Raw genomic sequence first — 26,421 nt, 5'->3', positions numbered from 1 at the left:
CCTATTCATGTTCGGCTGGCTTAGTCATTGATTCGACTGGTTTCGTCACTGAGTTGAATTTCTGCACCCATTGTCTGAAATCAAGGGCTTTTAGCGGTTTGGCGTATACATATCCTTGTATGCTGTCGCATTGGAGCTTGCGTAAAATATCGATACCCGCGATGGACTCAACCCCTTCGGCGACAACTGACAGATTGAGCCCTTTAATGAGTTGAATACTTGTTTGCACTATCATCAGATCCGTGTCATTGAGGTGGATATCTTTGATGAAGCTGCGATCGATCTTAACTTCATCTACTGGCAACATTTTTAGGTAGGCGAGTGATGAGTGCCCCGTTCCAAAGTCATCAATTGAGACGTGGATCCCGAGGTCCTTAAATTGCGTCAATACATCAATGGCGGCTTGAGTGTCAGTCATGACTGCGCCTTCAGTCACTTCAATGGCCAATGAAGAGAGGGGGAGCCCATGCGCCGTTAATTGCGCGCAAATCCTCGCTGGCAAACTTTCATCGATTAAATCGTGTGCCGACAGATTGATTGCCACGGATAAATCCAGCCCTTCAGCGTGCCATTTGACCAGCTGAGACACAGCTTCTGATATTACCCATTCACTCACAATCGAGATGTTACCCGAGTTTTCAGCGAGTTGAATAAACTCATCTGGTGGAATAAAACCAAGAGTAGGGTGTTGCCAACGGATTAAGGCTTCGGCGCCATAACAAATACCCTGTTGAATATTGATTTTAGGCTGATAAACCAGATGCAGTTGTCTATCTGACAAGGCTTCGGGTAGCTCTCTGACGAGTGCAAGTTCACGCTGATATTTTTCATCGGTTCCCACCTGATATTCAGCAACGCTGAGGTTCGACAAGCAAGCATGGTTGAGTGCGATTTCACCATGGCGTAGCAAGGTGTCGATATTATGGTATTGATTAACCAAATTAATCATTCCCGCTCTTACCGTTAGGCTGATTTTCGAACCTTCAATGGTAAAGGGAACTGCCAATTTTAGTAGGAATTGTTCGATCGTTTTTTCGGTTAATGGCTCATCGAAAAGCAGTAAAAATGAGTCACCATCTAAGCGTGCTATAAGCTTGATATCGTCGCTGAGCGTCGCTAAGCGCTGAGAGAACAACAACAATAACTTGTCGGCATTGGCAAAGCCGATAATGTCATTGATATGCCGAAAATGCTTAATATCGAGTAGGACTAGGCAGCCATTAAGCATACCTATTTTTTCCGTTAACAATTGTTTTGCCGCGAAGCGATTATAAAGTCCTGTGAGCGCGTCATGTTGTGATTGGTAAAGCAGCGCATTTTCACGAGTTTCAATGTTGCCTCGCATGATTGAAAGGGTATCGGCCAGTACTTGCAACTCGGCCGGTGCGCCATCAATCTTGTCGGGGTTTTCACCCTGACCAACCCGCCGAGCGAAGTTGACTAGCGAATATATTGGCCGCGTTAACCCACGAGCAAACCAAGTGGCGATCGCAAATGCAAGCAGGGATGTAATGGCAAAAATCAACAGCATATTATTGCGAAGTGACAGGTAGTTTTGCTGCCATTTATCCACGGATTGATGCAATATCGCCCACTGATTTAACCCGTGTTTATCAAGTTGTTGTACCACGGAAAGATAATCTAGGGGTAAGTTGTCTTGTACTGTGCTGTCGACATTTTCAACGGCTTGAAGTTGTTTCAGGACACTTTGTTGTTGTGCGGGCGGCAAGGTTGATACCATCTCTATGCGGTCACCCGATTGATTGACAAAGCTGATATCGATCCCCGTGATCCGTTTGGCCTGGTTTGCGACTGACGCATCGAGCAGAAACCCCATTCCGACCCATGCGATCAGCGTAGGGGCTTTTACGGGTTGCAGTACAAATTGATAGCTAGCATGGTCGAAATTGAGAACAGCAAAGTCACTATTGGCACTTTGAGTCAACTTAAACAGTGAGTCTATGTCACGCTGCTGGAGCTGTGCGAGACTTGATGAAAGGAGTCTTCCATCAGGAGAGAGTAAAATCGCTGCCGCAGCACCAATACGCATGCCATGGTTACTCAATACTGATTCGATCGTATCTTGTTCTTTGGTCGCAACGGCTCGCTTAAAGCCAAAATCAGCGCTGAGCACTGATAAGCTTTGATTAAGCTGTATGCTTCGATTCAATAACATTTCAGCAAATACGTTGGTACCGATCACTAAACTCTGTTTTTGCTGTTGCCGATTATCCTTTAGGGTCGCGCTTAAGACGAAGGCGGCGGTAGCGAGCTGCACTAATGTCAGCAAAAACAGAAAAACGATGATAAGTCGGTTACGGAAGCTATTTTGTATCATCACTGACTTATTCGGTTACGAGCTGGCTAAAACCAGCTGGGGGCGAAGAGGGTTTTGGTTGGTGCTTGATTTGTAACTCTAGCGAAAGTGACTGAGGCTCATCAAATACCGTCAGCGGGAGCCGTTCTGAAACGCTTAGTTGCCACGGATGCCAGAGTTTGACTTGGTAATTGCCTTTGGGAATATCGTTTAACACTAAATGGCCACTGTCGTCAGTAACGCCGACATAGGGGCCTTTAGCCACATAGATAAAGGCTTGCATATAGTCATGAATATTACAGCCGATGGCAACTAACCCTGGCTTATCGAATAACACAGGTGCTTCCGCTTTCCCCACATATAGCTTTAATTCAAAAGGCTTGGCCTCTGAAAATGAGTACACGTGATGGCGTGTTTTATCTAGATTCGGAAAATCGACTTTAGCGCCCTGGGGAATAGCCAGTACAAATGGATTGAAGGTTCGATTCTGCTGCTTTATCTCATAATGTTCAGTCTCTATTGGGGTTGGCACTGCTAGCGTCTCTTGCGCCGGGATCAGTTCAACTACTGCGTCGGCAATGGGGCGGGCCTGACTATCAGAAATATCGATCTTAATGCTTGCGCTGTGGATCTGAGCGGAAAACATCAATCCGAAAAGTGTGGGTAACATTAATTGTTTTAGCATCAATTTTTCTCAGTTCATCAGTCAAAACCGAACATGGGTCAGTGTCTGTTAAACAATTGTTAATATCAATGTTTTACCATAATAATAAGAGTCTGTTAAACCTTGCTGCTTAATATTCATCTTTAATAACGCGGTAGCGCATTATAAGCTTAGCGCTATTTTGCCTGTGGTGGGCGTTCAGCCATTTTATTAGGGCCGCCGATAGGGTTATCTATTAGGTTTTAGTGTTTAAGCTAGGTTGTAGAATAAAAATGATGCTCAGAAATATGAGCATCAATACAGATAAGAAAGTGACCGACTCAGCGAGGGTTTTTGCGCTTTCGATATGGTATTAATCAAGGTAAAGCAAGAATAATCACATTCTTGCTTTACCAGCGTTAACGATCGTTGAGCGATCATCTTTATATTGATAACAGATTATTTTGACAATAGTCCTCGGCTGCGAAGCAGGGGTTCTATACCTGCTTCTTTACCACGGAACTGCTTGTAAAGTTGCATAGGATCTTCACTGCCACCTTGAGACAAGACGTTGTTTCTGAACGCGTCAGCAGTGGCTTTATCGAAGATGCCATTCTCTTTAAAGGCCTCGAAGGCATCGGCGCCTAATATGTCAGACCAGAGATAGCTGTAATAGCCGGCTGAGTAGCCACCGGAGAAGATGTGCGAGAAGTAGGTGCTGCGATAACGCGGCGCGATCTCCTCAATCAGTCCCATCTTACTCAGTGAATCGGCTTCAAATTTGGCCGCATCTTTGGGCTCGAAGTCGCTGAGAGTGTGCCAGTCGAGATCCAGCTTAGTCGCTGCCATATATTCGACAGTCGCAAAGCCTTGGTTAAACTTGCTGGCTGCGCGGATCTTCTCAACTAACGACTGAGGGATCACTTCACCTGTCTTGTAGTGTTTGGCAAATTGCGCCAAGACTTCAGGCTGGGTCATCCAGTTTTCCATCACTTGAGACGGAAATTCCACATAATCGCGCGGCACAGAGGTGCCTGATTGTGAGCGATACTCGACATCTGACAGCATGCCATGCAGCGCGTGACCAAATTCATGGAACAGTGTGCTGGCTTCATCAAAGGTCAGTAGCGCAGGTTCGTCTCCCACAGGGCGTGGATAGTTGAGGACATTGACTATGATAGGCTTAGACTCCACATCGTGCATCTTATACTGCTTGCGATAAGAGTTAGCCCATGCGCCGCCACGTTTGCTGTCGCGCACATAATAGTCACCCATAAAGATCGCCATTAGCGAACCGTCTTTGTCATACACTTCCCAGGTACGCACCTCGTCATTGTACTTGGGCAGATCGGTGCGCTCCTTGACCGTAATGCCAAACAGGCGATTAGCTGTGTAGAACACGCCTTTAAGGGTGTTTTCCAGCGAGAAGTAAGGGCGGGTTTCCTGTTCGTTAAAGCTGTATTTGGCGACACGGATCTTGTCGGCATAGTACCACCAGTCCCAGGCTGCCAGCTTGAAGTTGCCACCCTCGGCGTCGATTAGCTTTTGCATCTCTGCCACTTCGGCTTTGGCTTGAGCCAGTGCTGCTGGCCAGACTTTGTCGAGCAGGCCATAGACGTTTTCAGGGGTCTTAGCGGTTCGCTCTTCGAGCACGAAGTGGGCGTGGCTCTTATAACCCATCAGCTGAGCGCGCTCGGCACGCAGGGCCGCCATTTCTGCCAAGATTTTCTTGTTGTCATGGGCGTTGTTATTGTTACCGCGCTCTACATAACCCTTGTAGATCTTCTCACGCAATTCGCGATTGTCGGCGTAGGTGAGGAAAGGGGTGATAGAAGGACGTTGAGTAGTGAATACCCATTTGCCAGGGTGACCTTTCTTTTCGGCGGTTTGCGCCGCAGTGTTGACTGCATCCTGTGGCAGACCGGCCAGATCGGCCGGATTGTCGATCACCAGCTCGAAGGCGTTTGTTTCTGCCAGCAGATTGTCGCCAAACTCCAGGCTGAGTTTACCTATCTTCTCATTCAAGGCTCTGAGCTTAACCTTGTCTGCTTCGCTTAAGTTGGCGCCGCCACGGGTAAATGCCTTATAGGTATCTTCCAGCAGTTTTTGCTGAGCCGTGTTTAGAGATAAGCTATCGCGTTGTTGATAAACGGCTTTCACACGCTGAAACAGCTTGTCGTTTAGTAAAATATCGTCACCGGCCGCCGACAGCATAGGTGAGACTTCTTTGGAGATAGCCTGTAACTGGGCATTAGTGTCTGCGCTGGTCAGGTTATAGAAGACGCTTGCCACCTTAGTGGTTAGCTTGCCTGAATACTCCATGGCTTCGATGGTGTTGGCGAAGGTTGGCGCGTTTGGATTATCGATAATCGCCTGGATCTCAGCCTTCTGCTGGGCGACACCCGCCTTGAAGGCTGGTAGATAATGTTCTGGTTTGATCTTGTCGAAATCAGGAATGCCCATAAAAGTGTCATAGGGCTTAAAGAAGGGGTTGCTGGCATTGTTATCTATGATGCGCTGAGCGACCACTTTGGGTGCTACTTCGGCTTCCTGGCTAGCTCCTTGCTGAGCACTACAACCACCTAGTGCTATGGCAAGGGCCATAGCTGATACGATTGGCTTGAGGGTTAATCCCTTCATATTTTTATTCCCCGATAATTGGCTTGTTTGATGGCCGTGATCTAGCGTCACGACTCTTGGCGTAGCCGATTAGGCCGTTAAATTTGCCAACTAAAAATGTAATGTTAGCTGGCACGAAACTGTTCATTATCATGGTTCTGAAAGGTAAATCTATCGCTTTTGTGTTTTGTTTGTAACAAATGTTTTGAATTGGCTGTTTCTGCATCCTAAATGCACACAAATGTGGCAAAATGCTTCATCTTTAAATTAACAATCATAAGAATAAGATGAAGTCTATTGCCCCTTTAGCAACAGGTTTGACCGCCTTAGCCCTACTGCTGACAACTTCTATGCCTCAGGCTCATACCCCAAATGATGCGGTAAAGATCTCGCCTTTGGCCGATGAGGTCGCGAACTATGCCATGCACACCTACGGTGAGCAGACAGTTAGCGCACTATCGAGTCTTATTCCTTTTAAGACGGTGGCCACTGAGGGGCACACGCCCTTGACTCACCCAGAGTTCATAGGCTTCAAGGCGCAGTTAAAACAGCTGAGTGAAGGTCTGGGGCTGGACTATAGTGACCGGGGCTATGTAGTGCTCATCGGCCTTGGGCAGCAGTCTGATAAGTTAGGGGTGATCACCCATGGTGATGTTCAGCCGGCAGATCCCCGCTTTTGGCAACAAGATCCTTTTACGCTCGACACTCAGTCTCAGCCTGGTTATCTGATTGGCCGTGGCACTGAGGATGACAAGGGACCGATAGTCACCGCCATGTACGCCATGAAGGCCATAAAAGATAAGGGATTAGCACTCAATCGACGCATCGAATTGATGGTCTATCTGGCTGAAGAGTCAGACTGGGAACCTTTGAGGGCGTTTCTCACCGAATTTACGCCGGCTGAGATTAACATCACCATAGATGCCGAATATCCAGTGGTCACCGCCGAGAAGGGCTGGTCCGAGATTCGTTTTACTATTCCTAAGATGGAAACAGCAATCGAAACGTCAGAGATTGTGCCAAGAATGACTGAGTTTAGCGGCGGCGCCTTTGCCAGTCAGGTACCCCAGCAGGCTAAGGCGCAGCTGGATAATATCAGCGATGCTATCTTTGCCAGTCTTAAGCGCAAAGCGACAGAGCAGGCAGGTATGCATTATGATTTTTGCCGCCAAGGGGATAGGCTAACCATAACGGCTGAGGGTAAATCGACCCACTCCTCAACCCCTGAAGATGGGGTGAATGCCGTGACACATCTGGCGGCCTTGCTCAGTGATATCGACTTTTCTGTCAGTGAACCGGCGTTGACGGTTAAATTTATCAACCAGATGGTGGGGCTTGGCCTCTATGGCGAGCAGTTTGGCGATATCGCCTATCGCGATGAGTTTATGGGGCCCATGACCCTAGCCGCGACCTTAGTAAAGCCTGGCGAGTCCGGCACTGAGATCGTACTGAATTTACGTCGGCCCTTAGGCAAATCTCCAAAGCAACTTGACGCCGAGACCCAACAGGCCTTAGCTCAATGGCAGCGAGAGCAAGGCGTTCAGCTACAAGCCATCCAGACCTACTGGGGCGAACCTAAATTAATGGACAAGGCGCCTCATCTGCAGACCTTGCTGTCTGTATTTGGGCACTTTACCGATACACCATCACCCAAGCCTGTGGCCATTGGGGGCTCAACCAATAGTAAGCTCTTTCCTAATGCTTTGAGTTTTGGTCCTGCTATGCCAGGCGTGGAATATACCGGCCACAGTGAACATGAATTTATCACCAAGGCGCAGTTTATGCTGAATCTACAGATGTATACCGCCGCCTTTGTAGAGCTGGCTGTGGCGGGCGAGCAGGCCAAGCCTCTTGAGTCGGCTACGGCCGATTAAGCCTGGATAACGGCTCAATTGTTTTCAGGTGAGCTGTAGTTTTTATTGATAATTATCAATGACTTTATCATGACGTTGACACAATATGGTTAACGTCTTTGTACCCAGAAGAACAAGAATATGAAAAATAACCAACCTGTCACACAAAAAGAGAAGGTGTTTGCCGACGACACTATCTTGTTGTCGACCACAGATCTTAAGGGCAAGATCAAATATACCAATCCCGGATTTAACCAAGTTTCTGAATTTACTCAAGAGGAGCTGTATCGTCAGCCCCACAACATAGTGCGTCACCCGGATATGCCCGCCGCGGCGTTTGAGTCTATGTGGTCGCGACTCAAGCAGGGTAAGCCTTGGGTTGGGATAGTCAAAAATCGTACTAAGTCAGGCGATCATTATTGGGTGAATGCTTATGTGGCACCGGTATTTGAAGCGGGTCATGTGCATGAGTATCAATCGGTACGCAGAAAAGCGACCCGGGCGCAGATTGATAACGCTCAGGCCATCTATGGCGTGCTTAACGCGGGCAAACAGCCCAAGGCGATGAAGACGGCCCGGTTAGGGTTTGCCCAGCGTCTCGCTCTGCTGTTGCTGATCAGCTTGATAATAGGTGTCGTGCTGACGAGCTATTCGCCGATACTGGCGTTACTTGTTGCCGCATCTTTCGGGCTGGCGGGGCTCTATGTCGCCCTTAAGCCATTCAATACCCTGGTCGAGCAGGCAAAAGGCATTGTCGACGATCCCCTTGCGACGGCGGTGTACAGTGGGCGCCAGGATGAGCTGGGTAAGCTGAGTTTCGCTTTGCAGTATCTGCTCACGGAAACCGGCGGCGCAGTTGGACGCATGGCAGATTCTGCCGAGTCGATTCAGCATTTGAGCACAAGTTTGAATGAGACCATCAACCACACCCGGGAACGTGCCGACAGTCAGAGCCAGCAAACCAGTCAGGCGGCCACAGCGGTGGAAGAGATGAGTGCCAGCTTTAACGAGGTCAGTCAGAATATTCAGCAGGCAGCCCAGGAGATGTCGATGAGCCATCAGGCCGCCGAAAAGGGACATGAGCTACTCGAAGAGGTGATTGTGGCCATTAAAGGCCTGCATCAGGAGGTGAGTAATTTCTCCGCCGTCGTTGCCTCTATCGAGCAAGATAGCCAGGAGATCAACGGGGTGCTTGAGGTGATCCGTGGTATTGCTGAGCAGACAAACCTACTGGCTCTTAATGCGGCTATTGAAGCGGCCAGAGCCGGTGAGTCAGGCCGTGGCTTTGCTGTGGTGGCCGATGAGGTGCGCCAGTTATCGAGTCGTACCAGCGAATCCACCAGTCATATTGAGGCGATTGTCAGTAAGTTCAGGGACAGTACCCTAAAGGCGAGTCAAACCATGCAAGCGGGACAAAGTCAGGCTGAGCGTTCTGTCGGACTGGCGCAGCAGGTCGATGCCTCATTTGAAGATCTTCGCGCCGCGATCACCAATATCAACCAGATGAGTGATGCTAATGCGGCCGCAATGCGCCAGCAGACGGCGGTGGCTAACGAGATCAGCCAATCGATTCAGTTGATCAATGAGTTGGCGCTGGCGAGTCTGAGTCAGACTCAGGATGCGGCCGAGCGAGGTGAACAGGTCGCCAGGCTATCGGCCAAGACCCAACACCTGTCGCAGCAGTTCTGGCGACAAAGCCTTGCCAAGGCCAAATGAGTCTTACGTGAAATCCAGTAAAACAAAAGGGAAGCTTAGCTTCCCTTTTTTTATGTGCGAATCTGGCTTAGTAGCCTGACGTTGCACTACCGGCACGGCGGGGATCTGAGGCGCCAAATAAGCCATGGTCAGTGACCATTATCGATTGGGTGGAGCCAATCGCATTTTTCACATTGACCTTGTGACCTTTGGCTTCGAGCAGTGAGATGGTGTCACGATTAAGGCTCTTTTCTACTCGCAGTTCATCGGGCAGCCATTGGTGATGCACCCGGCTGGAATAGGTGGCTTCGGCAATATTGTGGCCGTGATCGACAACATTCATGATGATCTGCAAGGTGGTGTTTATGATGCGTGAGCCACCTGGGCTGCCTGTGACAATAAAGGGCTTACCTTCTTTCATCACTATGGTTGGGCTCATTGAGCTGAGGGGGCGCTTACGGCCCTCGACGGCATTGGCATCACCACCAATCAGGCCATAGCCATTGGGCACACCAGGTTTGGCCGAGAAGTCATCCATTTCGTTGTTCAGCAAAATGCCTGTGCCTTCGGCCACCAATCCTGAGCCATAGCTGAAGTTGAGGGTATAGGTGTTAGCCACCGCGTTGCCCCACTTATCGACCACTGAGTAGTGAGTGGTTTGTGGACTCTCATAGCCTGTAACTTTGCCGGGAGAGATCTCGCTACTTGGTGTGTAGCGGTTAATGGCGATCCCTTTGGCACGCTCTTTTGCATAGGCCTTGCTGGTAAGCGTCTCTACCGGCACCTCAACAAAATCTGGGTCTCCCAGGTATTCACTGCGGTCGGCATAGGCGCGTTTCATCACTTCGGCCATCAGGTGTAGCGTATCTGCTGTGTTGTGACCCAGCTTGGCGATGGGATAAGGCTCAAGCATGTTGAGCATCTCGATAATATGGATGCCGCCAGAAGAGGGAGGCGGCATTGAAATCACCTTGTAGCCACGGTATTCGCCCTCGACGGGTTGGCGCTCAATGACCTGGTACTGTTTGAGATCCTCAAGGGTCATAATACCGCCGGCTTGAGTGACGCTGGCAACGATCTGTTTTGCGGTTTCGCCCTCATAGAAGCCCTTGCTGCCATGGTGTTTGATGAGTGTTAGCGAATGGGCCAGTTCTTTCTGGGTGAGGGTGTCGCCTATCTCGAAATTACTGCCATCGGGCCGATAAAAGATCGCCTTAGAGCTTGGCCACTGGGCGATGCGGCGCTTGAGTCCGGCAAGGGAGCTGGCAAGATCCGGAGTAACCTTAATGCCTTGCTGAGCCAGTTTAATCGCCGGGTCAATCACCTGCGCCATGGTCATGGTGCCATACTTGTTCAGCGCGAGCTCCATCCCCATTACCGTGCCAGGGACTCCCACGGCAAGGCCATGTTCGCGGCTCAGCTTGGCGACGGCATCGCCTTGTTCATTGAGAAAGATATCCTTATGGGCGCGCTCGGGGGCGACTTCACGGTAGTCGATTGCAATTGTCTTGTTGTCTTTTGCAAGATGCACCAACATAAAGCCTCCGCCGCCTATGTTGCCGGCTCTTGGCAGGGTAACGGCTAGGGCAAAGCCGACCGCTACTGCCGCATCGACCGCATTGCCGCCTTGTTTAAGAATGTCGACGCCGACTTGAGTGGCGACAGCCTCTTGGCTGGCGACCATGCCGTGTTTGGCCCAAACAGGCTGCACAGTGGCGCTGTGGCTATAGATAGAGGTTTCGGTAGCATGGGCAAATTGCCCGGCAACGAGGGGGAGGCTGAGGCTAATGGCAAAGAGTAAGGTTTTTATTGGACGCACACGGGTTCCTTAATGTTTAAAATAATATGAGTGTTTCAAGTAATAAGAGTGTTCAACTAATACGCGCGTTAAGAGTAAGAAGAGTGATAAGAAGATTCAGCGTGTTAAGCTACTGAGTCAGTTCTCTTGGTTTCAATGTGCCGATTATCACAGCTGAAATCAAGCCATCTTTTTAAGGAGCACGCCTTGGCGGCATCATATTCGATTCAGTGTGTTAGTCAAATCGCCACCCTGGGGGCGCCTCTATGGAATGCCCTGATGGGAGGCGCCAACTTAGGCGAGGCTAACCCTTTTTGTCGTTATGAGTATCTAAATGCCCTTGAGCAGAGTGGCTGTGTGGGAGAGCAGACAGGTTGGCGCCCCATGCACCTGGTGGTCAGCGAGGCCGGGCAAGAGAAGGCTAGTCATCAGGCTAGTGTTAAAGGCGATGACCAACAGATTACACCCACTAAGGTGCTCGCCGTGATGCCCCTCTATCTTAAGGGGCACTCCTATGGCGAGTATGTGTTCGACTGGGCCTGGGCCCAGGCCTATGAGCGACATGGTTTGGACTATTACCCTAAGCTGGTCAATGCCATCCCCTTTACTCCGGCGACCGGCCCGCGTATCGGTCTAAAGAAGAGTTTGTCCGAGGTTGAAACAGAGCAGGTGATCACCGCGATAGGTGAGTTTCTCGATGAGCTGTTGCAGGCTGGTGCGGCATCGGGTTGGCATAGCCTGTTTTTGCAGGAGCCCCAGCGAGTCAGTTTGATGAAACAGGGGCATTTGCAGCGCCTCGGCACTCAGTTTCACTGGTTTAACAGGGGCTATCGCCAGTTTGAAGATTTTCTTTCTGCTTTGACCAGTCGCAAACGTAAATCGATCGTCAAGGAGCGCCGCCAAGTTGTACAGGCCGGGCTGAGCTTTCGTTTTGTCAACGGCTCGGAGATATCAGCGGATGAGCTGAGTCACTTTGTGCGCTGTTATCAGCGCACCTATTACAAACGCTCTGGCCATCAGGGATATCTGAATCAGGCTTTCTTTAAGCAGCTTGTTGACTCCATGAGCGATAGCCTTCGGCTGCTGATCGTCGAGCGCTCAGGTGATGAAAATTCCTGTCAGCCTATTGCTGCCGCCCTCTATTTTTTAGGTGCCGACTGCCTCTACGGGCGCTATTGGGGCACGCTACAGGAGATAGAAGGGCTGCATTTTGAGGCCTGTTATTATCAGGGCATAGAGTATGCCATTGCCAAAGGTTTGCAAAAATTTGATGCGGGCGCGCAGGGGGAACACAAGGTGCTGCGCGGCTTTGAGCCGATAGCCACCTATTCGGTGCATGAGATAGGGCGTAGTGAGTTTCGCCGCGCCATCGCCGATTTTCTTATCGAAGAGGAAACGGCGGTAAAGACCTATATGGGTGAGCTAACGGGGATATTGCCCTATAAGGAAAAGACCTAGTTCAGCGCTACCGCTAAGTTTAAACAAGCGTGCTTGGCCATTAGGCTAAAATCATCGAGCCTTAGCCCAGGGCTAACCAGATCCCTACGCCTATCATGAGCGAACCGGCAATGCGGTTGAGCCATTTAATGTTATCGCCCTTAGCCAGAAACAACTTGAGTGACTTGCCGCCACTGGCGTAGACCAGCATGCTGACAAATTCTGTCATCATGATGATAGCCAATAACAGACTCAGCTGGGGGGCCACAGCGCGCTCAACATCGATAAAAGGGGGCAGCAGGGAGATCATAAAGGCCCAGCCCTTAGGATTAGCTATTGCCGTAACAAAGCCTTGGGATATCAGCGCTTGTTTGCTTATCTCCATCTGTTGGGTGTCCAGGCTGGCCATCTTGCCCTTGGCACGCCACATCTGAATGCCGATATAGCCAAGATAGGCGCCGCCGAGCCACTTAAGCATCTCGAAGATCTGTGGATAGTTGAGCATCATGGTGGCAACGCCCATCACAGCGGCAATCGCTACCAGGGCGACCCCTACCAGTTCACCTATCATCATCCACAGGGTGCGACGCACGCCTATGCTCATGCCCAGCGTCATTGCCAATGTCATACACATACCAGGGGTGATAGAGACAAAGAAGAAGGTGGGCAGAAAAACGGCAATAAGAATATGTTCTGACATCTCAGGCGCTGCATTGGGAGTGACTAGGCAGGCTAGTGTAGTGATTTCTGACGCCGCTGCAAACAAAAAAACCAGCCTGGACGGCTGGTTTTTCAATTGTAATTTACCTTACTTAAATAAGCAGGGCTTAGAGCACGCCGCGGCGCACCTGATCGCGTTCAATTGATTCAAACAGCGCCTTGAAGTTACCTTCACCGAAACCTAAGTTATTCTTGCGCTGGATGATCTCGATAAAAATGGGACCAAACAGGTTTTTGGTGAAGATTTGCAGCAGGTAGCCATTCTCATCGCCATCCACCAGGATCTGGTGATGCTTGATACGTTCTCTGTCTTCGGTTACCTGTGGCAACTTGTCGAAGATGGTGTCGTAATATTCAGGGATGATATCCAGGGTCTGAATCGAGCTGCCTTCCATTGCATCCAGTGAAGCAACGATGTCGCGGCTGCGGAACGCCAGATGCTGCACGCCTGGGCCGTCGTATTCTCTCAAATACTCATCGATCTGGTTTCTGTCGTCGCCTTTACCTTCGTTAATTGGGATACAGAAACTGCCATCGGGTGAGCGTAGGGCATAAGAGATCAATGCCGTCTGTGAGCCCTTAATGTCGAAGTAACGTACCTCGGTAAAGCCGAAGATATCTTTATAGAAGTTTGACCAATGCTCCATGGTGCCCTTGTAGACGTTGTTGGTCAGGTGGTCGACTTCGATAAAGCCTTTTTCCTGTACGATCTCAGGGTTCTCCAGATCGACAAAATCTGTGTTGTAGATGTTGTTGTCGGCGCCGAAGGTATCGATAAAGTAGATCAGGCTGTCACCAATACCGTAGATGGCTGGATAGGGCAGATCTTTCACTTCGTCAGCAGCAGGCTTGGCGCCACGTGCAACGGCACCTTCGAAGGCGAAGTTAGCGTCTTCTACGCGCCAGCCCATAGAGCTGATGGCTGCGCCATGCTTCTTGGCAAATTCGGCCGAAAATCCGCTTTTCTCATTATTCAACAGGAAGTTGATGTCGTTTTGCTTGTAGTAAACGATATCTTTTTGCTTATGCTTTTTCAGCTTAGAGAAACCAAAGTCGATAAAGACCTTGTGCATAAAGTCGAGATCTGGGGTGCAAAACTCGGTAAATTCGATGCCCAGTAATCCCAGTGGATTTTGTTCGCTTGCCATGTGAGTATCCTCGTTCAATTTGTTACAACCACAGTCACTCTGTGATGACTTGTCTGGTTATTATTTGGAGTTCGGGTGACCGTACGGTTCTAGTCTTCTAACCAAGAGCGGTTGTAGTCCTTACTCATGCAACCTTGTACATGTTGGGTTAGCTGCAGTGGGGCGAAGGTATCGACCATCACTGCGTATTCATAGGTTTCTTTCTTGCCCACAGAGGCTTCTGTGCGACCGGGTTGTGGTCCGTGTGGCACGCCTTTTTGATGCAAAGTCATGTAACCCGCTTCGATGCCGGTACGACTCATGAAGTCACCATCGACGTAATAAAGCACTTCATCGCTGTCGATATTGTTGTGGTAATAGGGCGCCGGGATCGACTGTGGATGGAAGTCGTAGGGACGCGGCACAAAGTTACAGATAACAAAGTTGTGGGCGGTAAAGACTAAGTGATCCGATGGTGGCAGATGGATCTGACCTACCTTAGGGGCATAGTCTTGAATATTGAATGCCCAGGGGTAGACACAGCCGTCCCAGCCCACGAGGTCGAAGGGATGCCACTCGAGCTGGGTCAGCTGATACTTGTCGCCAAACTTACAGACTAAGGGGAAGGCGCCTTTCTCTACCACTGCTTCTTGCAGGCTAGGCACTCGGATATCGCGCTCACAATAGGGGGCGGATTCTAAGAGCTGGCCATATTCGTTTCTAAAATGCTTGGGCACTTCCACCATAGAGAATGATTCGATCACAAACAGGCGAACCAGATTGTAATCATCAAATTTAAGCTGATAGGTGGTGCCGCGGGGGATCACAAGATAGTCCCACTTCTTCACTTCCAGCACGCCATATTCGCTATAGAGTTTGCCTTGCCCCTCATGGACGAAGATCACCTCGTCGGCATAGGCGTTACGGTAAAACTCTTCGGTGGCTTCAGTTACCTTGGCGCTGTACATGGCGACATCATTATTAAAGAAGATCTTATTACGCGCCGAGTAGAAGTTACCCTCACGATCAGCCTGCTTGGCGTCCAATTTATAGTTTTGGATCAAGGTATCCTGCCAGGCTTGGCCATGATCAACCTCATAGGGCGTAACCTCTAAGGCCTTGGTCGGCATGTTGTGGTGATACTTGTTGGAATAGATATTAGAAAAGCCATGGGTGGAAAACAGTTCTTCCCGATAGAGTTCACCATTCTCTTTCTTGAAGGTGATATGACGTTTATGAGGGATTTCACCCTGTTTTACATAAAATGGCATGACATCTTTCCTTGGGTGCTTTTGCGGGCACACTTATGTTTATGTGATCTAAGTAACAATTTAGTTGCTGGCATGAACAAAAAAAAGAATAATAAATAGCTTAACACTATCTAATTTTTAGATTGTTGTCTTTTGTTTACGCCGGGGTAGTGAGATGAAAATTGATGTGGAAGCCTTTAGGGTGTTGTCGATTCTGGTGGAGGAGGGCAGCTTTTCCAAGGCTGCCGAGCGATTGCATAAGGCGCAATCGGCCGTGAGTTACCAGGTGAAGAAGCTTGAGCAACACTTGGGTGTAAAGCTTTTTTGTCGGGATCAGTACCGCGCCGAATTGACGCCCGAGGGTAAGGTGATTCTTGCCGAAGGCAAACGATTACTGCAATACCTTGGCAATATTGAACATTTAGCCAGCCGTTTCAGTGAGGGGTGGGAGCCTAAGCTGGAGTTAGTGGTTGATGGTTCGTTGCCCATGGAGCCCATTATGCGGGCGTTAAAACGCGTCTCAGAGTATAAGATCCCCACTAAGATCCAGCTCAATATGGAGTTTCTCGGCGGGGTGCAACATAGATTTGAGCGTGATAATGCCGATCTCATGTTGGTGAAAGACTATCGCACCGGGCCTAATTACCGTCCACAACCCTTACCCGACATCAATAGCATCTTAGTGGTGAGTCGCACTCATCCACTGGCAACCGCCAAAGAGCTGAGCCTATTTGAACTGCTCCAGCATGTGGAGTTGACGATAGAAGATTCATCGCCGGGTAAGATCCACAGCGATGAGCTGCAATTTGGCGGCGACAAGGTGTTTTACCTATCGGGCTTTATCATGAAAAAGAATGCGTTGCTAATGGGGCTGGGTTTTGGCTGGATGCCTGATTTTCTGATTAAAGAGGAGCTGGCCAGTGGTGAACTGCGGGAGCTGGATTTTCTAGGGGGCAGTCGTTACAGCTTTACACCTCAGTTAGTGTCGACCATGGAGCGCCCCTTGGGACGCGCCGGTCGTCTATTTACCAGCCTGATTTTGGAGGAGTTTAATCTTTACCAAGAGCAGGCCAGTCTTTAATGTTTGCTGTTAAAGCTCAGCGAAACCGGTATTAGTCCTTGCAGATAACTAGTCGTTAATAATATCTAGGATACGACGTGTCTTGTCGTGCAATTTAATAAAGGTGCCGTCGACATCTAGGGTGATGTTGCCATCGCGATCGATAGGAACACGAACCTTACCGCGATCATAGTAATCATCGGCGAGGTAATCCCCCCTATGGAGCTTCTTCTGCCAGCCCGGAGGCAGTGGCTCGCCGCGGGCGGCTTTCTTTTGTAAACCGGGTGGCAGACTCTTTTCGCTCTTGTTCTTGGCGCCATGCTCATGTTTATCATTCTTGGCCAGACTTTGCGGTGCAAAGCCGATAGACAGTCCAATAAGGATAAGGCCAAGACTTGTAGTGTATTTTCTCATCTGTGCTCTCCAGCGCCCTGATTACGTTTTTTTGTAGCATATGGTCTCCAGACGTCTATGTCTAGCTAGCCTGAGGTTCACTCAATGTTCAGCTTCTATTCAGCCCCCAGTGGTTAGGGTGTTAAAAAGTCACTAGTTATCTCTGTGGTATGGATTTAGCGAAGCTTCAATGGAAAGGCAGAGGAATGGGTCCAGAGGGGGCGATTTGACCTGAGGACTAAGGAGTGAGACATGAAACATGTAATATCTTTGCAGATAGCCAATCTCTATTCTCAATATGCTACGCAGTTTGCCCGTGGTGAACAGACCAATAACCATATCAGCATGAAGGCTTTCGTTGAGCAGTTGGCCAATCAGGGCTTGTTACTCGAACGTCTAAATTGGCATGAGTGGTATCAAAATGCCCACCTAGTTGATAAACCCGATTACATTAAAGAGGCCAGTTTCTATCAGTGTCGCTTGCTCTTAACCGCCATGAGTCGCCTTGAAGGCTTTAGTCGTGGCGTGCTGGAAAACATGCGCCGTCAAGGTGTGTTGTTAGCCATCTTAGAAAGGTTAAATGTATTGACTCAAAGAGGCCATAACAGCGACCACTTTGCTCAGGCTTAGCTTTGTCTAAGCTTAGTTTTTCATGGCTTAGTGTTTCCATGGCTTAGTTTTGCCCTGGCTTAGGGGCAGGCTAAGTCAATAGTGAAAAGCCGATAGCGGCCAACTACCGGCTATAGCGCCAATCGCGAATCTTGTCATCGAGCCAGTTTGCACTTCGCGTCATCTGTTGTTGACTCTTCTTTAGCCAGACCTTGGCCCAGGGGTATTCCAGACTCAAGATGGCCAGACCGATAGGCAGGAGTAACCAGGCAGGACCAGGCAGTATCACCAAGGCGAGTCCGAATAGGCATAACCCTCCGCCAAAAACAGTAATTAAGGTTTTTCTTAGCATAAGCACCTCATGAGTGTGGCCTCTCTTCTATACTTGTTTTGCATGATGTTGCGCATCTATGCCAGTGAAAATATGTAACAAAAGGATTTTAAACGGTTAAGGAAAGTTATCAGGCGGGCAATCGGGGAAACGCGTAGTGATAGGGAGTGATAAGAAAATTCTGCTTTCACATGAGATCCTAAGACACAAGGCCTGCTTACTTTTGGGTGGGCTGCTGGTTTGCTTAATGCTAAGTATTAGCAGCGTGCGAGCCGATACTCTAAAACTGTCATCTCTGAACTGGCCACCTTATTCTGGTCCCACATTGCCAGAGGGAGGGGCATGTGTGGTCATTGCCCGCGCGGCACTGGCAGCCATGGGCCACGATCTGGTTGTGGATTATTTTCCCTGGAGCCGCACAGTGAGGGTGGTTTCCCGCGATGACTCAGGCTATCAGGGGTATTTCCCCGAATATTATCATCCTACCGATAAGTTTATTTTTTCAGAAGCCATGGGGGAGAGCCCGCTTGGGATCTTAGAGCAGAGCCATCATCCCATTACCTGGTCACGTCTGCAGGATTTAAATGCTTACACTTTAGGTGTGGTGAGAGACTATGTGAATACTCAAGCCTTAGATGAGATGATAGCCATTGGACTCCAACCCGTGGAGCTAGTGAGCTCTGATGAGCACAATATCCGCAAGGTTGCCACCGGGCGGGTGCAAGGCGCGGTAATGGATCGTTATGTCTATCAGTATCTTATCCAGCAACCTCATCTCTCTGAGCTCAAAACCAGATTACAATTTAATAAGCAACTGCTGGAGTCAAAGGCGCTCTATATTGCTTTTCGTAATACACCTGAAGGGCGTCGTTGGCGGGCGCTTTATAATGAGGGACTGGCGCGTATCGAAGTGGAGCAGTTATTGGCGGCCTACCTAGAGAACACAGTTAAGAGTGACTAGGTAGGCCTAAGCGCTTAGGCCTTGGCCGTGATGATTTGGCCTATGGGGGTCAGGCTTAGCAAGGCCAATTTCAGGTGTTGAATACCGAATGGGATCCCTATGATGGTGATAAAACAAGCCAGTGCATGGGCGATATGTCCGATGGCCAACCAGATCCCAAACAGTAGGAACCAGACGATATTACCTATCATGCCTAGCGGGCCTGTACCTAAGTCGTCAACGCCTTGCAGTGCACGACGGTTGACATTTTGTTGTCCAAAAGGCCAGAAGGCCATCTCACCAATCACAAAGCAGGCACGGCCAAAGGGGATACCTATGATGCTGATAAAGCAAAGTAATCCCGCTAACCACCAGGCTAGCCCCATCACGAAGCCTCCTAAAATAAACCATGCAATATTAAAGATTAAGCGCAGTAGTGCCATTGAGTACTCCTTATCTCTGTCGCTAATTATATTTCTCGGGCAAACAAGCCCTTATAGATGAGCTGAACAATACAAAGCGAAATTCATGCCATTTTTTAAAATGTTGTTTTTATTAGCTATTAGGTGTGTTTGTTCTTGGCTGGTTGACATATTATGCCAATAAACGGTCAAATTACGCATTCACGGTTAATGGGTGTACACTCAGCGCCAGGTTTACCAGAAATGCTTAACGTAATGAAATTAACCCAGACCCCGGTAGAGGCTATCAACATCTGGCAGCATAAGGTGTATGTCAAGCGTGACGACTTGCTGCATCCCGAGTTTTCCGGCAATAAGGCCCGTAAGTTTGCCTATTTTCTTAACCATGATTTCCCAGACGTAAAGCGTCTCATTGGTTATGGGTCACCCCAGGCGAACTCTCTCTATTCCTTATCGGCGCTCGCCAAAATAAAGGGCTGGCAATTAGATTTTTATGTCGATCATCTGCCCACTTATCTGTCTCAGCATCCGAGTGGTAACTACCAAGCGGCGCTCAACAATGGCGCGCAGATCATCGACCTTAGCCAGGCTGAAGACAGGCAAGGGCGAGATACCGACACTTACATTCGTGAGCAGATATTGACCGGCAGTGAGGAGCTGTTGTTTGTGCCTGAAGGGGGACGTTGTAGCTTTGCCGAACCGGGTGTTGCCCAGCTTGGCCAAGAGATCCTGGCGTGGAAGTGCGAACAGGACTTAAGTGGTCTCTTGGTATTTCTTCCCTCTGGTACAGGCACCACGGCGCTCTATTTACAGAAATACTTTCTTGCCCATGATTCTAGCGTTCGGGTGAAAACCTGTGCCGTAGTGGGGGGCGATGCCTATCTTCGTCAGCAATTTACCCAGTTAGCACCAGATGAATCGCAGCATCCTCAAATTATTGCCATGGATAAGCGTTATCATTTTGGCAAACTCTACTTGGCCTTTTATCAGATGTGGCATGAGGTGAGTGCTACAGGTATCGAATTTGAGCTCTTGTATGATCCCCTTGGTTGGATCTGCCTTAAGCAGCAGTTGCAGCAGGGGTTAGATGAGCCTGTGCTTTATCTGCATCAAGGTGGGCTTTTGGGGAATCAATCTATGTTGCCGCGATACAAGCGCAAGTATGGTGAGTTGTAGCTGGGGTGATTAAAAACCATTTGGCCAGGTCAGTACCTGTGAAAGGGGTACAACCTGAGCCAAATGTTATCTGCTGAGTCGTTGACGAATGAAGTCAATCCTACTTGTTGCCTGGGCAACCTTCGATACGGGTGAGAGGAGGTGTATCGAATAGCGGTGAGGTTATTTGTTGCTTGAGAGCAACCATTTCATAAATTGCAGTGCGTCGGTGCGCTTTGCAAAAGTTTGTCTGTTTTTTCCTACGCTATCGGTGAAAGCAATAGAAGATTTATTGACTGAGATTGAGTCCACTGGAAAGTTTACTGTGATCTCATGACCGTTAACTTTGTACGACATAGGCCATACTCCTTTTATCTAAGACTGCGTGTTTGCAGTTGAAATTTAACAAATAATATATCCTTAGCTGTTGCGAAAGATGAATGTGATCCTTTCTGAGACTACCCAGCTTAATTCAAATAATCAAGTGATTGACTTCAACTACGCCGAGATTAAATCGGCGGGATCAATGAGTTACCACTAGACTAGCCACAGTAAATCATCAATAAATGACAATAGTGTGACGAGATGACTGCAATTTGTTGGATGCGATGACTTGAGGTCTAACGATGCAATAAGGCAGAGCTGGAAGCTACAGAACGAGCCATTATAGAGTAGCTGGCTCACTTGTCAATCTTTAATCAGTTAGGGGCTGTTTTCTGCAGATATCGTTGGCATTTTGCTGAAACAAGGCGTAGGTTTCTGCTGTTGAGATAAAGTATAAATGCTAGTATTTATAAGCGCTTGTTGACAATTTAGGGGGCTAGGATGCGCTTGGTTGTTTGGCTGTTAATTTCTGTTTTGAGCTTCACCGTCGGCTCCGCATGGTGCGCGGCGCCTGATAGTCTGATTGGAGCATTAAATGAGGTGGCTGTGGCCGATAGTCGCCAGAGCAATGATGTCGCTACGATAGACCATTATGCCTATAAAGATAGTTTGCAACGGGACACTCCCAGGGGCACGCTCGAAGGTTTTATGGAGGCGGCGTATGAGCAAGATTATGAAAAGGCTGCTGAGTATTTAGATCTACGCTATCTACCAGAAGGCATGTCGGCAAAGAAAGGCCCCGATTATGCTAAGCAGTTACAGGTGATCATTGAGCGAAATATTTGGTTGGATCTTAGCCAGATAAGTGACGCGCCCCAAGGACAGGATAATGATCAACTGCCTTCCTATCGTGATCTCTTTGGCCGGGTAGAACTACAAAGCGACAAGGTCTCACTCTACCTGCAGCGGGTACCAGGCGATGACGGTTCTATCTGGAAAGTCTCCAACGCGACCGTGGCAAAGGTACCTGAACTCTACCAAAACCTGGGTTATGGTCCTGTGGCTGAATGGTTCGTGAATCATATTCCTGAAGGGCGATGGTTTAACGTGCATCTATGGGAGTGGTGCCTGTTAACAAGCTATCTTATCGCTGCATTTATGGTCACCATTCCAGTGACTTGGTTGGTGAAAAAGGTCATTTTGATGACCAAATATGAGCTTAAAGAGGAGTTTGCCTACATTGTTGCCGGCCCATTACGCTTGTTGCTGGCGGTGATACTGGTGAGAATTTGGGGCGCCCACAGTAGTATTTCCCCTGCAGCGGTGGAGTTGTTAGATACTGGGTTTTTGTTGGTGTCATCTATCATCTGGCTTGGATGGAGTGGTATGGGGATTTTGCACCAGGGCTTAAAGAAGCGCTGGAAAGCCCAAGGCAAAGATCAGGCGGCGTCACTCCTACGTCCGCTAACTAATTTTATCAGAGTGATCTTTTCCGTGATGGCGGTGCTCTTATGGTTAGAGCATTTAGGTTTTAATGCCAGTGCCATCATAGCGGGCATGGGAATAGGCGGTATTGCTATCGCGCTGGCCTCTAAGCAGTCGATTGAGAACTTTATCGGTACTATAACCCTCTATTCGGCGGCGCCCATTAAGGTGGGTAACCTGTGTAAGTTCGGTAAGATAAGTGGCACAGTCGAAGAGATTGGTCTGCGTTGCACTCAGATAAGAACCTTAGACAGAACCTTGATCCATGTGCCCAATGCCAAACTGGTGGAAATGGAGATTGAAAACATCTCTCAGCGCGAGAAGATACGCTTCAAGGCAGATGTGCGCCTGGATTATGCCATGACCACATCGGCGCAGCTAAAGGCGATTGTTGCTGAGATCAAAGAGATGCTCGAAGCCCATGAGCTGGTGATGAAAGAGCCCCTTAGGGTGACTTTTAAGGGCTTTGGATTGCACGGTTTGCAGGTGAATGTACTGGCTTATATCGGCACTAAGAGCTTTCCCACCTTTCAGTTGGCATCAGAAGAGTTACATTTAAAAATCATGGATATAGTCGTGAAAAATGGCTCTCGTATTGTTCCGGTTGCCCCGGTTGCCTTGAATAATCAATAAACTTGTTAAAGCTGTGATCTGGCGGCTTGATGTCGCCACTAAATATGGTGATTATGGCTATAATTATGTGGCGTTTCACGTCATTTGGATTAAAGGTGTAGTGAGAGTGTTATGGCTAAAGTGCTAGAGAGTGTCGACCAGCGGACCCAATTAGTTGGCGAGAATCGTCTCGAGCTGCTTCTGTTTCGGATCAATGCGACCCAGTTGTTTGCAATTAACGTGTTTAAGGTCAAAGAAGTGGTCAAGCTGCCTAAGCTAAGCGCTCTGCCGGGCAGTCATCCTAGCATTAAAGGGGTGGCCAATATTCGCGGTACCTCCATTCCCGTTATCGATCTTCGCAGTGCCATCGGCTTTCAACCCATGGGTGATGATCAGGAAGCCAATCTTATTATTACCGAATACAACCGAAGCGTGCAGGGCTTTATGGTGGGTAAGGTGGATCATATTATCAATATGACCTGGAGCGACATCATGCCGCCGCCAAGAAGCACAGGCAGTCACAATTATCTCACTGCAATCACTAAGGTAGAGCAGGATGGTATGACACGCTTGGTCTCTATCATAGATGTGGAAAAGGTACTGGCGGAGATAGTGCATTACGATATCGCCATCTCAGAAGGTGTGCTAGATGAATCCCTTGTCGATAAGATGATGGGCCGCAAGATACTGATCGCCGATGATTCGTCCACGGCGCGTCGCCAGGTCAAGGATACACTGGCGCCGCTCGGCATCGAAGTGATCGAAACGTCAGACGGTTTGCAGGCTCTTAACCTACTTAAACGTTGGTGTGATGAGGGCCGTGATATCAATCAAGAGATCTTAATGTTGATCACCGACGCCGAAATGCCAGAGATGGACGGTTACCGCCTTACCTATGAGGTGCGCAGCGATAAGCGTATGGCGAACCTTTTTATTACCCTCAACACATCTCTTAGTGGCAGTTTTAACAATGCCATGGTGGAAAAAGTGGGTTGCGATCGCTTTATCTCTAAGTTCCAGCCAGATCTCTTAGTCGGCGTAGTGCAAGAGCGACTTAGGAGTCAGTTGCCTTAATCGGCGGCTTGTTCGGCCAGGATATCGTTAATCACCTGACGTTTTACAGCCTGTGTGGCGACGATATTGATTCTGGCGACGCGCACTGCATAGCCAAATCGCTGCCGACCAACGGCAGCTACCAACTCGGTCAGAAAAGCCTTATCTAAGCCTAACATCTTGGCGTAGTGGGCTATTGCCTTGGAGAGCGAGCTATAGTGCATACCATCGAATTCGAAGTCAGCGCTATACTTGCTATCTGCTAGCAAAACTCCGTTTAGGCTAATGGGCCAGGGCACATAACTCACCCGCGTTTTGGCGACCTCATACATAAACCAAGCACTTTTCTTAAAGCCTTCAAATACCTTGCAGGTAAAGTCAGCCTCCTCTAGCTCCTCTTTGGTCCAGTTTTCGCCTATGGCCAGATGTTTGGCGTAGCGTTGCATCAACTCATCTTTGACGGCGCTATGGCAATCCCAGATAGAGGTCAGCGGATTCTTGTTGGCGATCAGTTGGCATTCTTTACAGGCGGGTACAGCCAGCGAAGGGTGAGGGCAGTGTGCCAGGGCTTGATAATGAAACTGACGATCGCAGGGCTCGGCGCAAAACCAGCAGGTATGGCGCTTGTCAAACGGGATGTCGATCAGGGGATAGCCGGCAGACAAGGGTTATGCCTTATCTGCCGCTGGGATAACCAGAGACGTCAAGATTTACTCTTGCTCTATGTCTACCAGGCATTTAGCCAGGGTAATTGGGTCCAGTTCCAGACACTCTTGTTCGGCTACCCAGTCTACGCCCACTAAAACGCCATCGTCGTGAAGATCTTGGATCCAGTATTCTAGCAACTCTTCCAGTACGATAGGAGCAGGCTGATAATCTTGCCATTCTTCGGTGCAGTGCACTTTGGCTTGTGCTTCGCTTGACCACAGCGGCATCACATCAGTTTCTTCATACTCTGATGAGTCACACACGACCCAACCTTCGCCAGTCTCATCCTGAAGGCCCCAAACGGCTTGCTGCTCTTTTACGTTTTCAATAAAGCTTGCTAAAACGGGATTGTTGTCAGTCATGCTAGATCTCTTAGAAAGGATAAAAAACGAGCCCATTATACGCGATGTGCATCTTGAGCCAAGCGATACCTGAGCCGGGCTGGCCACTATTTGCCCGCTTACTCGTTGAACTGGTCTAAGTTCGAATAATTAATCATAAATCATTTAGCATAAGTGACTCGAGTCGTTATTATGTCTGGCAATGGTTCTGATTTTTTGCTGGCTGCAGATCATTAAGTTTCTTATTCTTTTAGCCGTTTTTCGTGGAGTCTCTATTTTGAAAAAATTACTCACCTATGCCTCTCTCCTATTCGCGACCGGCTTACACAGTGCTACTGCGCTTGCCCAAGATTTTGATACCTGTGTGGTGGCGCTTAAAGAGAAAGCCTTGGCCGCAGGTGTGTCTCAGGCAACGGTGGAGAGTTCGCTGGGCAAGGTGAAGTATGTTGCCCGGGTGATTGAACTGGATAAGAAGCAGCCTGAGTTTAGCCAGACTTTTGATAACTACTTTTCAAAACGGGTCACGGATTGGCGAGTGAAAGAGGGGCGACGTCTGCTTAAGGAGCACGGAACCCTGCTCAATAAACTCAAGCAGGAATATGGCATTCCTCCACAGTATCTGGTGGCCTTCTGGGGCCTGGAAACCAACTTTGGTTCATACAAGGGTAAGATGCCGGTGATCGATTCTCTCACCACCTTAGCCTGCGATCCAAGACGGAGTGATTATTTTACTGGTGAGTTGATTCAGGCGTTAAAGCTTAAAGAAGCTTATCAGTTTGATAATGAGCAGATGCAAGGCTCATGGGCGGGCGCCATGGGTCACACCCAGTTTATGCCCTCGGCTTATGCCAAATATGCAGTCGATGCCGATGGCGACGGCAAGGCGGATCTGTTTAACAGCACTCAAGATGCATTATCCTCGGCGGCGAACTTCTTAAATCAGCTGGGCTGGGCTCGCAACGAGCGCTGGGGCCGGGAGGTGTTGCTGCCTAAAGGGTATGATTTTCGCCACCTTGGACGAAACGATAAACAGAGTCTAACCACCTGGGCCGAGTTAGGCCTGACTCAGGTGAGCGGTAAGGCATTGTCGACGCCCGATATGCAGGCGGCGCTCTACTTGCCCGCAGGTCATAGCGGACCGGCATTCTTAGGTTATGATAACTTCGATGTGATCATGCGCTGGAACCGCTCTGAGTTTTACGCCATCGCCGTAGGTCATCTCGCCGATCGCATCAATGGGGCCGCGCCTTTGCATATCACGCCGCCAAAACATGACAATATCAGCCGCGCTAAGCTTAAGCTATTACAGGAAAAGCTGAACGAGAAGGGCTTCGATGTCGGTAAGCCTGATGGAGTGCTCGGCGTTAACTCGCGCGCTGGTTTGCAGGCTTTTCAGCGAAGTGTCGGTCTGGTAGCCGATGGTTTTCCGAGCGACGATACCTTCAGCGCCTTGGGGATAAAGTAGGACTAACCATAATGATTGCATCTGTTTGGCTTTTGCACTAGCTTAAGTGCTTTTGAGGGGCGCT

At 49.0% G+C, this 26,421-nt stretch carries 22 protein-coding genes; 10 read left to right on the top strand and 12 right to left on the bottom strand.

Annotated features, from left to right (window positions below; translation table 11 throughout):
* Position 1 precedes the first annotated feature (1 nt).
* The 3 genes from L2712_RS06695 to L2712_RS06685 form a co-directional block, all read right to left on the bottom strand.
* Positions 2-2,335, bottom strand: coding sequence for a putative bifunctional diguanylate cyclase/phosphodiesterase (locus L2712_RS06695; RefSeq protein WP_248977400.1), 2,334 nt, complete (start codon positions 2,333-2,335; stop codon positions 2-4).
* 10 nt (positions 2,336-2,345) lie between these two features.
* Entirely contained in the window at positions 2,346-3,002 is a 657-nt protein-coding gene (locus L2712_RS06690) for a methylamine utilization protein (protein ID WP_248977279.1), read from the bottom strand.
* A 417-nt stretch (positions 3,003-3,419) separates the two neighbouring features.
* A complete protein-coding gene (locus L2712_RS06685; RefSeq protein ID WP_248977278.1) occupies positions 3,420-5,600 on the bottom strand; it encodes a M3 family metallopeptidase in 2,181 nt (726 codons plus the stop codon).
* 266 nt (positions 5,601-5,866) lie between these two features.
* Between L2712_RS06685 and L2712_RS06680 the strand changes: the two genes are divergently transcribed.
* Positions 5,867-7,453 (top strand): dipeptidase, encoded by a 1,587-nt coding sequence (locus L2712_RS06680; protein ID WP_428848611.1) that lies wholly within the window; start codon positions 5,867-5,869, stop codon positions 7,451-7,453.
* Positions 7,454-7,573: 120 nt separating this feature from the next.
* Positions 7,574-9,148: a methyl-accepting chemotaxis protein gene (locus tag L2712_RS06675; protein WP_248977277.1), complete on the top strand. Its 1,575-nt coding sequence runs from the start codon at positions 7,574-7,576 to the stop codon at positions 9,146-9,148.
* 67 nt (positions 9,149-9,215) lie between these two features.
* Here the strand turns inward: L2712_RS06675 and ggt are convergent, their stop codons facing one another.
* A complete protein-coding gene (ggt, locus tag L2712_RS06670; RefSeq protein ID WP_248977276.1) occupies positions 9,216-10,946 on the bottom strand; it encodes a gamma-glutamyltransferase in 1,731 nt (576 codons plus the stop codon).
* Positions 10,947-11,132: 186 nt separating this feature from the next.
* Here ggt and L2712_RS06665 point away from each other — a divergent pair, with 186 nt between their 5' ends.
* The gene (locus tag L2712_RS06665; protein ID WP_248977275.1) at positions 11,133-12,383 is read left to right on the top strand and encodes a GNAT family N-acetyltransferase; all 1,251 of its coding nucleotides are present in this window, start codon (positions 11,133-11,135) and stop codon (positions 12,381-12,383) included.
* A 61-nt stretch (positions 12,384-12,444) separates the two neighbouring features.
* Here the strand turns inward: L2712_RS06665 and L2712_RS06660 are convergent, their stop codons facing one another.
* The 3 genes from L2712_RS06660 to L2712_RS06650 form a co-directional block, all read right to left on the bottom strand.
* Positions 12,445-13,062, bottom strand: coding sequence for a LysE family translocator (locus tag L2712_RS06660; protein WP_033538038.1), 618 nt, complete (start codon positions 13,060-13,062; stop codon positions 12,445-12,447).
* A 127-nt stretch (positions 13,063-13,189) separates the two neighbouring features.
* Positions 13,190-14,230, bottom strand: coding sequence for a 4-hydroxyphenylpyruvate dioxygenase (gene hppD, locus L2712_RS06655; RefSeq protein WP_033538039.1), 1,041 nt, complete (start codon positions 14,228-14,230; stop codon positions 13,190-13,192).
* Positions 14,231-14,319: 89 nt separating this feature from the next.
* Complete coding sequence (locus L2712_RS06650) at positions 14,320-15,480, bottom strand: homogentisate 1,2-dioxygenase (RefSeq protein WP_088904512.1); 1,161 nt, start codon at positions 15,478-15,480, stop codon at positions 14,320-14,322.
* A gap of 154 nt (positions 15,481-15,634) precedes the next feature.
* Between L2712_RS06650 and L2712_RS06645 the strand changes: the two genes are divergently transcribed.
* A complete protein-coding gene (locus L2712_RS06645) occupies positions 15,635-16,540 on the top strand; it encodes a LysR family transcriptional regulator (protein ID WP_033538041.1) in 906 nt (301 codons plus the stop codon).
* A 48-nt stretch (positions 16,541-16,588) separates the two neighbouring features.
* Here the strand turns inward: L2712_RS06645 and L2712_RS06640 are convergent, their stop codons facing one another.
* Positions 16,589-16,933 carry a hypothetical protein gene (locus L2712_RS06640; protein WP_248977274.1) on the bottom strand — a complete coding sequence of 115 codons (345 nt, stop codon included), beginning with the start codon at positions 16,931-16,933 and terminating at the stop codon, positions 16,589-16,591.
* A gap of 231 nt (positions 16,934-17,164) precedes the next feature.
* Here L2712_RS06640 and L2712_RS06635 point away from each other — a divergent pair, with 231 nt between their 5' ends.
* Positions 17,165-17,542 (top strand): DUF6508 domain-containing protein, encoded by a 378-nt coding sequence (locus L2712_RS06635; RefSeq protein WP_248977273.1) that lies wholly within the window; start codon positions 17,165-17,167, stop codon positions 17,540-17,542.
* 103 nt (positions 17,543-17,645) lie between these two features.
* Here L2712_RS06635 and L2712_RS06630 read toward each other — a convergent pair whose 3' ends face one another.
* Positions 17,646-17,873 (bottom strand): PGPGW domain-containing protein, encoded by a 228-nt coding sequence (locus L2712_RS06630; RefSeq protein ID WP_248977272.1) that lies wholly within the window; start codon positions 17,871-17,873, stop codon positions 17,646-17,648.
* 226 nt (positions 17,874-18,099) lie between these two features.
* Here L2712_RS06630 and L2712_RS06625 point away from each other — a divergent pair, with 226 nt between their 5' ends.
* The gene (locus tag L2712_RS06625) at positions 18,100-18,813 is read left to right on the top strand and encodes a substrate-binding periplasmic protein (RefSeq protein WP_248977271.1); all 714 of its coding nucleotides are present in this window, start codon (positions 18,100-18,102) and stop codon (positions 18,811-18,813) included.
* A gap of 14 nt (positions 18,814-18,827) precedes the next feature.
* Here the strand turns inward: L2712_RS06625 and L2712_RS06620 are convergent, their stop codons facing one another.
* On the bottom strand, positions 18,828-19,235 hold the full coding sequence (locus L2712_RS06620; protein ID WP_248977270.1) for a YccF domain-containing protein: 408 nt from the start codon (positions 19,233-19,235) through the stop codon (positions 18,828-18,830).
* A 234-nt stretch (positions 19,236-19,469) separates the two neighbouring features.
* Here L2712_RS06620 and L2712_RS06615 point away from each other — a divergent pair, with 234 nt between their 5' ends.
* From L2712_RS06615 to L2712_RS06605, 3 genes are all read left to right on the top strand, one after another.
* Positions 19,470-20,390 carry a 1-aminocyclopropane-1-carboxylate deaminase/D-cysteine desulfhydrase gene (locus L2712_RS06615; RefSeq protein WP_248977269.1) on the top strand — a complete coding sequence of 307 codons (921 nt, stop codon included), beginning with the start codon at positions 19,470-19,472 and terminating at the stop codon, positions 20,388-20,390.
* A gap of 909 nt (positions 20,391-21,299) precedes the next feature.
* Positions 21,300-22,811, top strand: coding sequence for a mechanosensitive ion channel family protein (locus tag L2712_RS06610; protein ID WP_232479530.1), 1,512 nt, complete (start codon positions 21,300-21,302; stop codon positions 22,809-22,811).
* Positions 22,812-22,922: 111 nt separating this feature from the next.
* A complete protein-coding gene (locus L2712_RS06605; protein WP_248977268.1) occupies positions 22,923-23,864 on the top strand; it encodes a chemotaxis protein CheV in 942 nt (313 codons plus the stop codon).
* Here L2712_RS06605 and L2712_RS06600 read toward each other — a convergent pair.
* Positions 23,861-24,508 (bottom strand): hypothetical protein, encoded by a 648-nt coding sequence (locus L2712_RS06600; RefSeq protein ID WP_248977267.1) that lies wholly within the window; start codon positions 24,506-24,508, stop codon positions 23,861-23,863. The genes L2712_RS06605 and L2712_RS06600 overlap by 4 nt on opposite strands.
* A gap of 45 nt (positions 24,509-24,553) precedes the next feature.
* On the bottom strand, positions 24,554-24,913 hold the full coding sequence (locus L2712_RS06595; protein WP_033538049.1) for a DUF2750 domain-containing protein: 360 nt from the start codon (positions 24,911-24,913) through the stop codon (positions 24,554-24,556).
* Between the two features lie 256 nt (positions 24,914-25,169).
* Here L2712_RS06595 and L2712_RS06590 point away from each other — a divergent pair, with 256 nt between their 5' ends.
* Positions 25,170-26,357: a lytic murein transglycosylase gene (locus L2712_RS06590; RefSeq protein ID WP_232479531.1), complete on the top strand. Its 1,188-nt coding sequence runs from the start codon at positions 25,170-25,172 to the stop codon at positions 26,355-26,357.
* Positions 26,358-26,421 lie beyond the last annotated feature (64 nt).

Source organism: Shewanella marisflavi, from assembly GCF_023283925.1.
Taxonomy (GTDB): domain Bacteria; phylum Pseudomonadota; class Gammaproteobacteria; order Enterobacterales; family Shewanellaceae; genus Shewanella; species Shewanella marisflavi.
This window is presented reverse-complemented; position numbering and strand designations above follow the sequence as displayed.

Excerpts from the sequence above, each read along its gene's own strand:
- L2712_RS06690 (WP_248977279.1), bottom strand. The coding sequence starts at position 3,002 with ATGCTAAAACAATTAATGTTACCCACACTTTTCGGATTGATGTTTTCC.
- L2712_RS06685 (WP_248977278.1), bottom strand. The coding sequence starts at position 5,600 with ATGAAGGGATTAACCCTCAAGCCAATCGTATCAGCTATGGCCCTTGCC.
- L2712_RS06680 (WP_428848611.1), top strand. The coding sequence starts at position 5,867 with ATGAAGTCTATTGCCCCTTTAGCAACAGGTTTGACCGCCTTAGCCCTA.
- L2712_RS06675 (WP_248977277.1), top strand. The coding sequence starts at position 7,574 with ATGAAAAATAACCAACCTGTCACACAAAAAGAGAAGGTGTTTGCCGAC.
- L2712_RS06660 (WP_033538038.1), bottom strand. The coding sequence starts at position 13,062 with ATGTCAGAACATATTCTTATTGCCGTTTTTCTGCCCACCTTCTTCTTT.
- hppD (WP_033538039.1), bottom strand. The coding sequence starts at position 14,230 with ATGGCAAGCGAACAAAATCCACTGGGATTACTGGGCATCGAATTTACC.
- L2712_RS06650 (WP_088904512.1), bottom strand. The coding sequence starts at position 15,480 with ATGCCATTTTATGTAAAACAGGGTGAAATCCCTCATAAACGTCATATC.
- L2712_RS06645 (WP_033538041.1), top strand. The coding sequence starts at position 15,635 with ATGAAAATTGATGTGGAAGCCTTTAGGGTGTTGTCGATTCTGGTGGAG.
- L2712_RS06640 (WP_248977274.1), bottom strand. The coding sequence starts at position 16,933 with ATGAGAAAATACACTACAAGTCTTGGCCTTATCCTTATTGGACTGTCT.
- L2712_RS06635 (WP_248977273.1), top strand. The coding sequence starts at position 17,165 with ATGAAACATGTAATATCTTTGCAGATAGCCAATCTCTATTCTCAATAT.
- L2712_RS06630 (WP_248977272.1), bottom strand. The coding sequence starts at position 17,873 with ATGCTAAGAAAAACCTTAATTACTGTTTTTGGCGGAGGGTTATGCCTA.
- L2712_RS06625 (WP_248977271.1), top strand. The coding sequence starts at position 18,100 with ATGCTAAGTATTAGCAGCGTGCGAGCCGATACTCTAAAACTGTCATCT.
- L2712_RS06620 (WP_248977270.1), bottom strand. The coding sequence starts at position 19,235 with ATGGCACTACTGCGCTTAATCTTTAATATTGCATGGTTTATTTTAGGA.
- L2712_RS06615 (WP_248977269.1), top strand. The coding sequence starts at position 19,470 with ATGAAATTAACCCAGACCCCGGTAGAGGCTATCAACATCTGGCAGCAT.
- L2712_RS06605 (WP_248977268.1), top strand. The coding sequence starts at position 22,923 with ATGGCTAAAGTGCTAGAGAGTGTCGACCAGCGGACCCAATTAGTTGGC.
- L2712_RS06595 (WP_033538049.1), bottom strand. The coding sequence starts at position 24,913 with ATGACTGACAACAATCCCGTTTTAGCAAGCTTTATTGAAAACGTAAAA.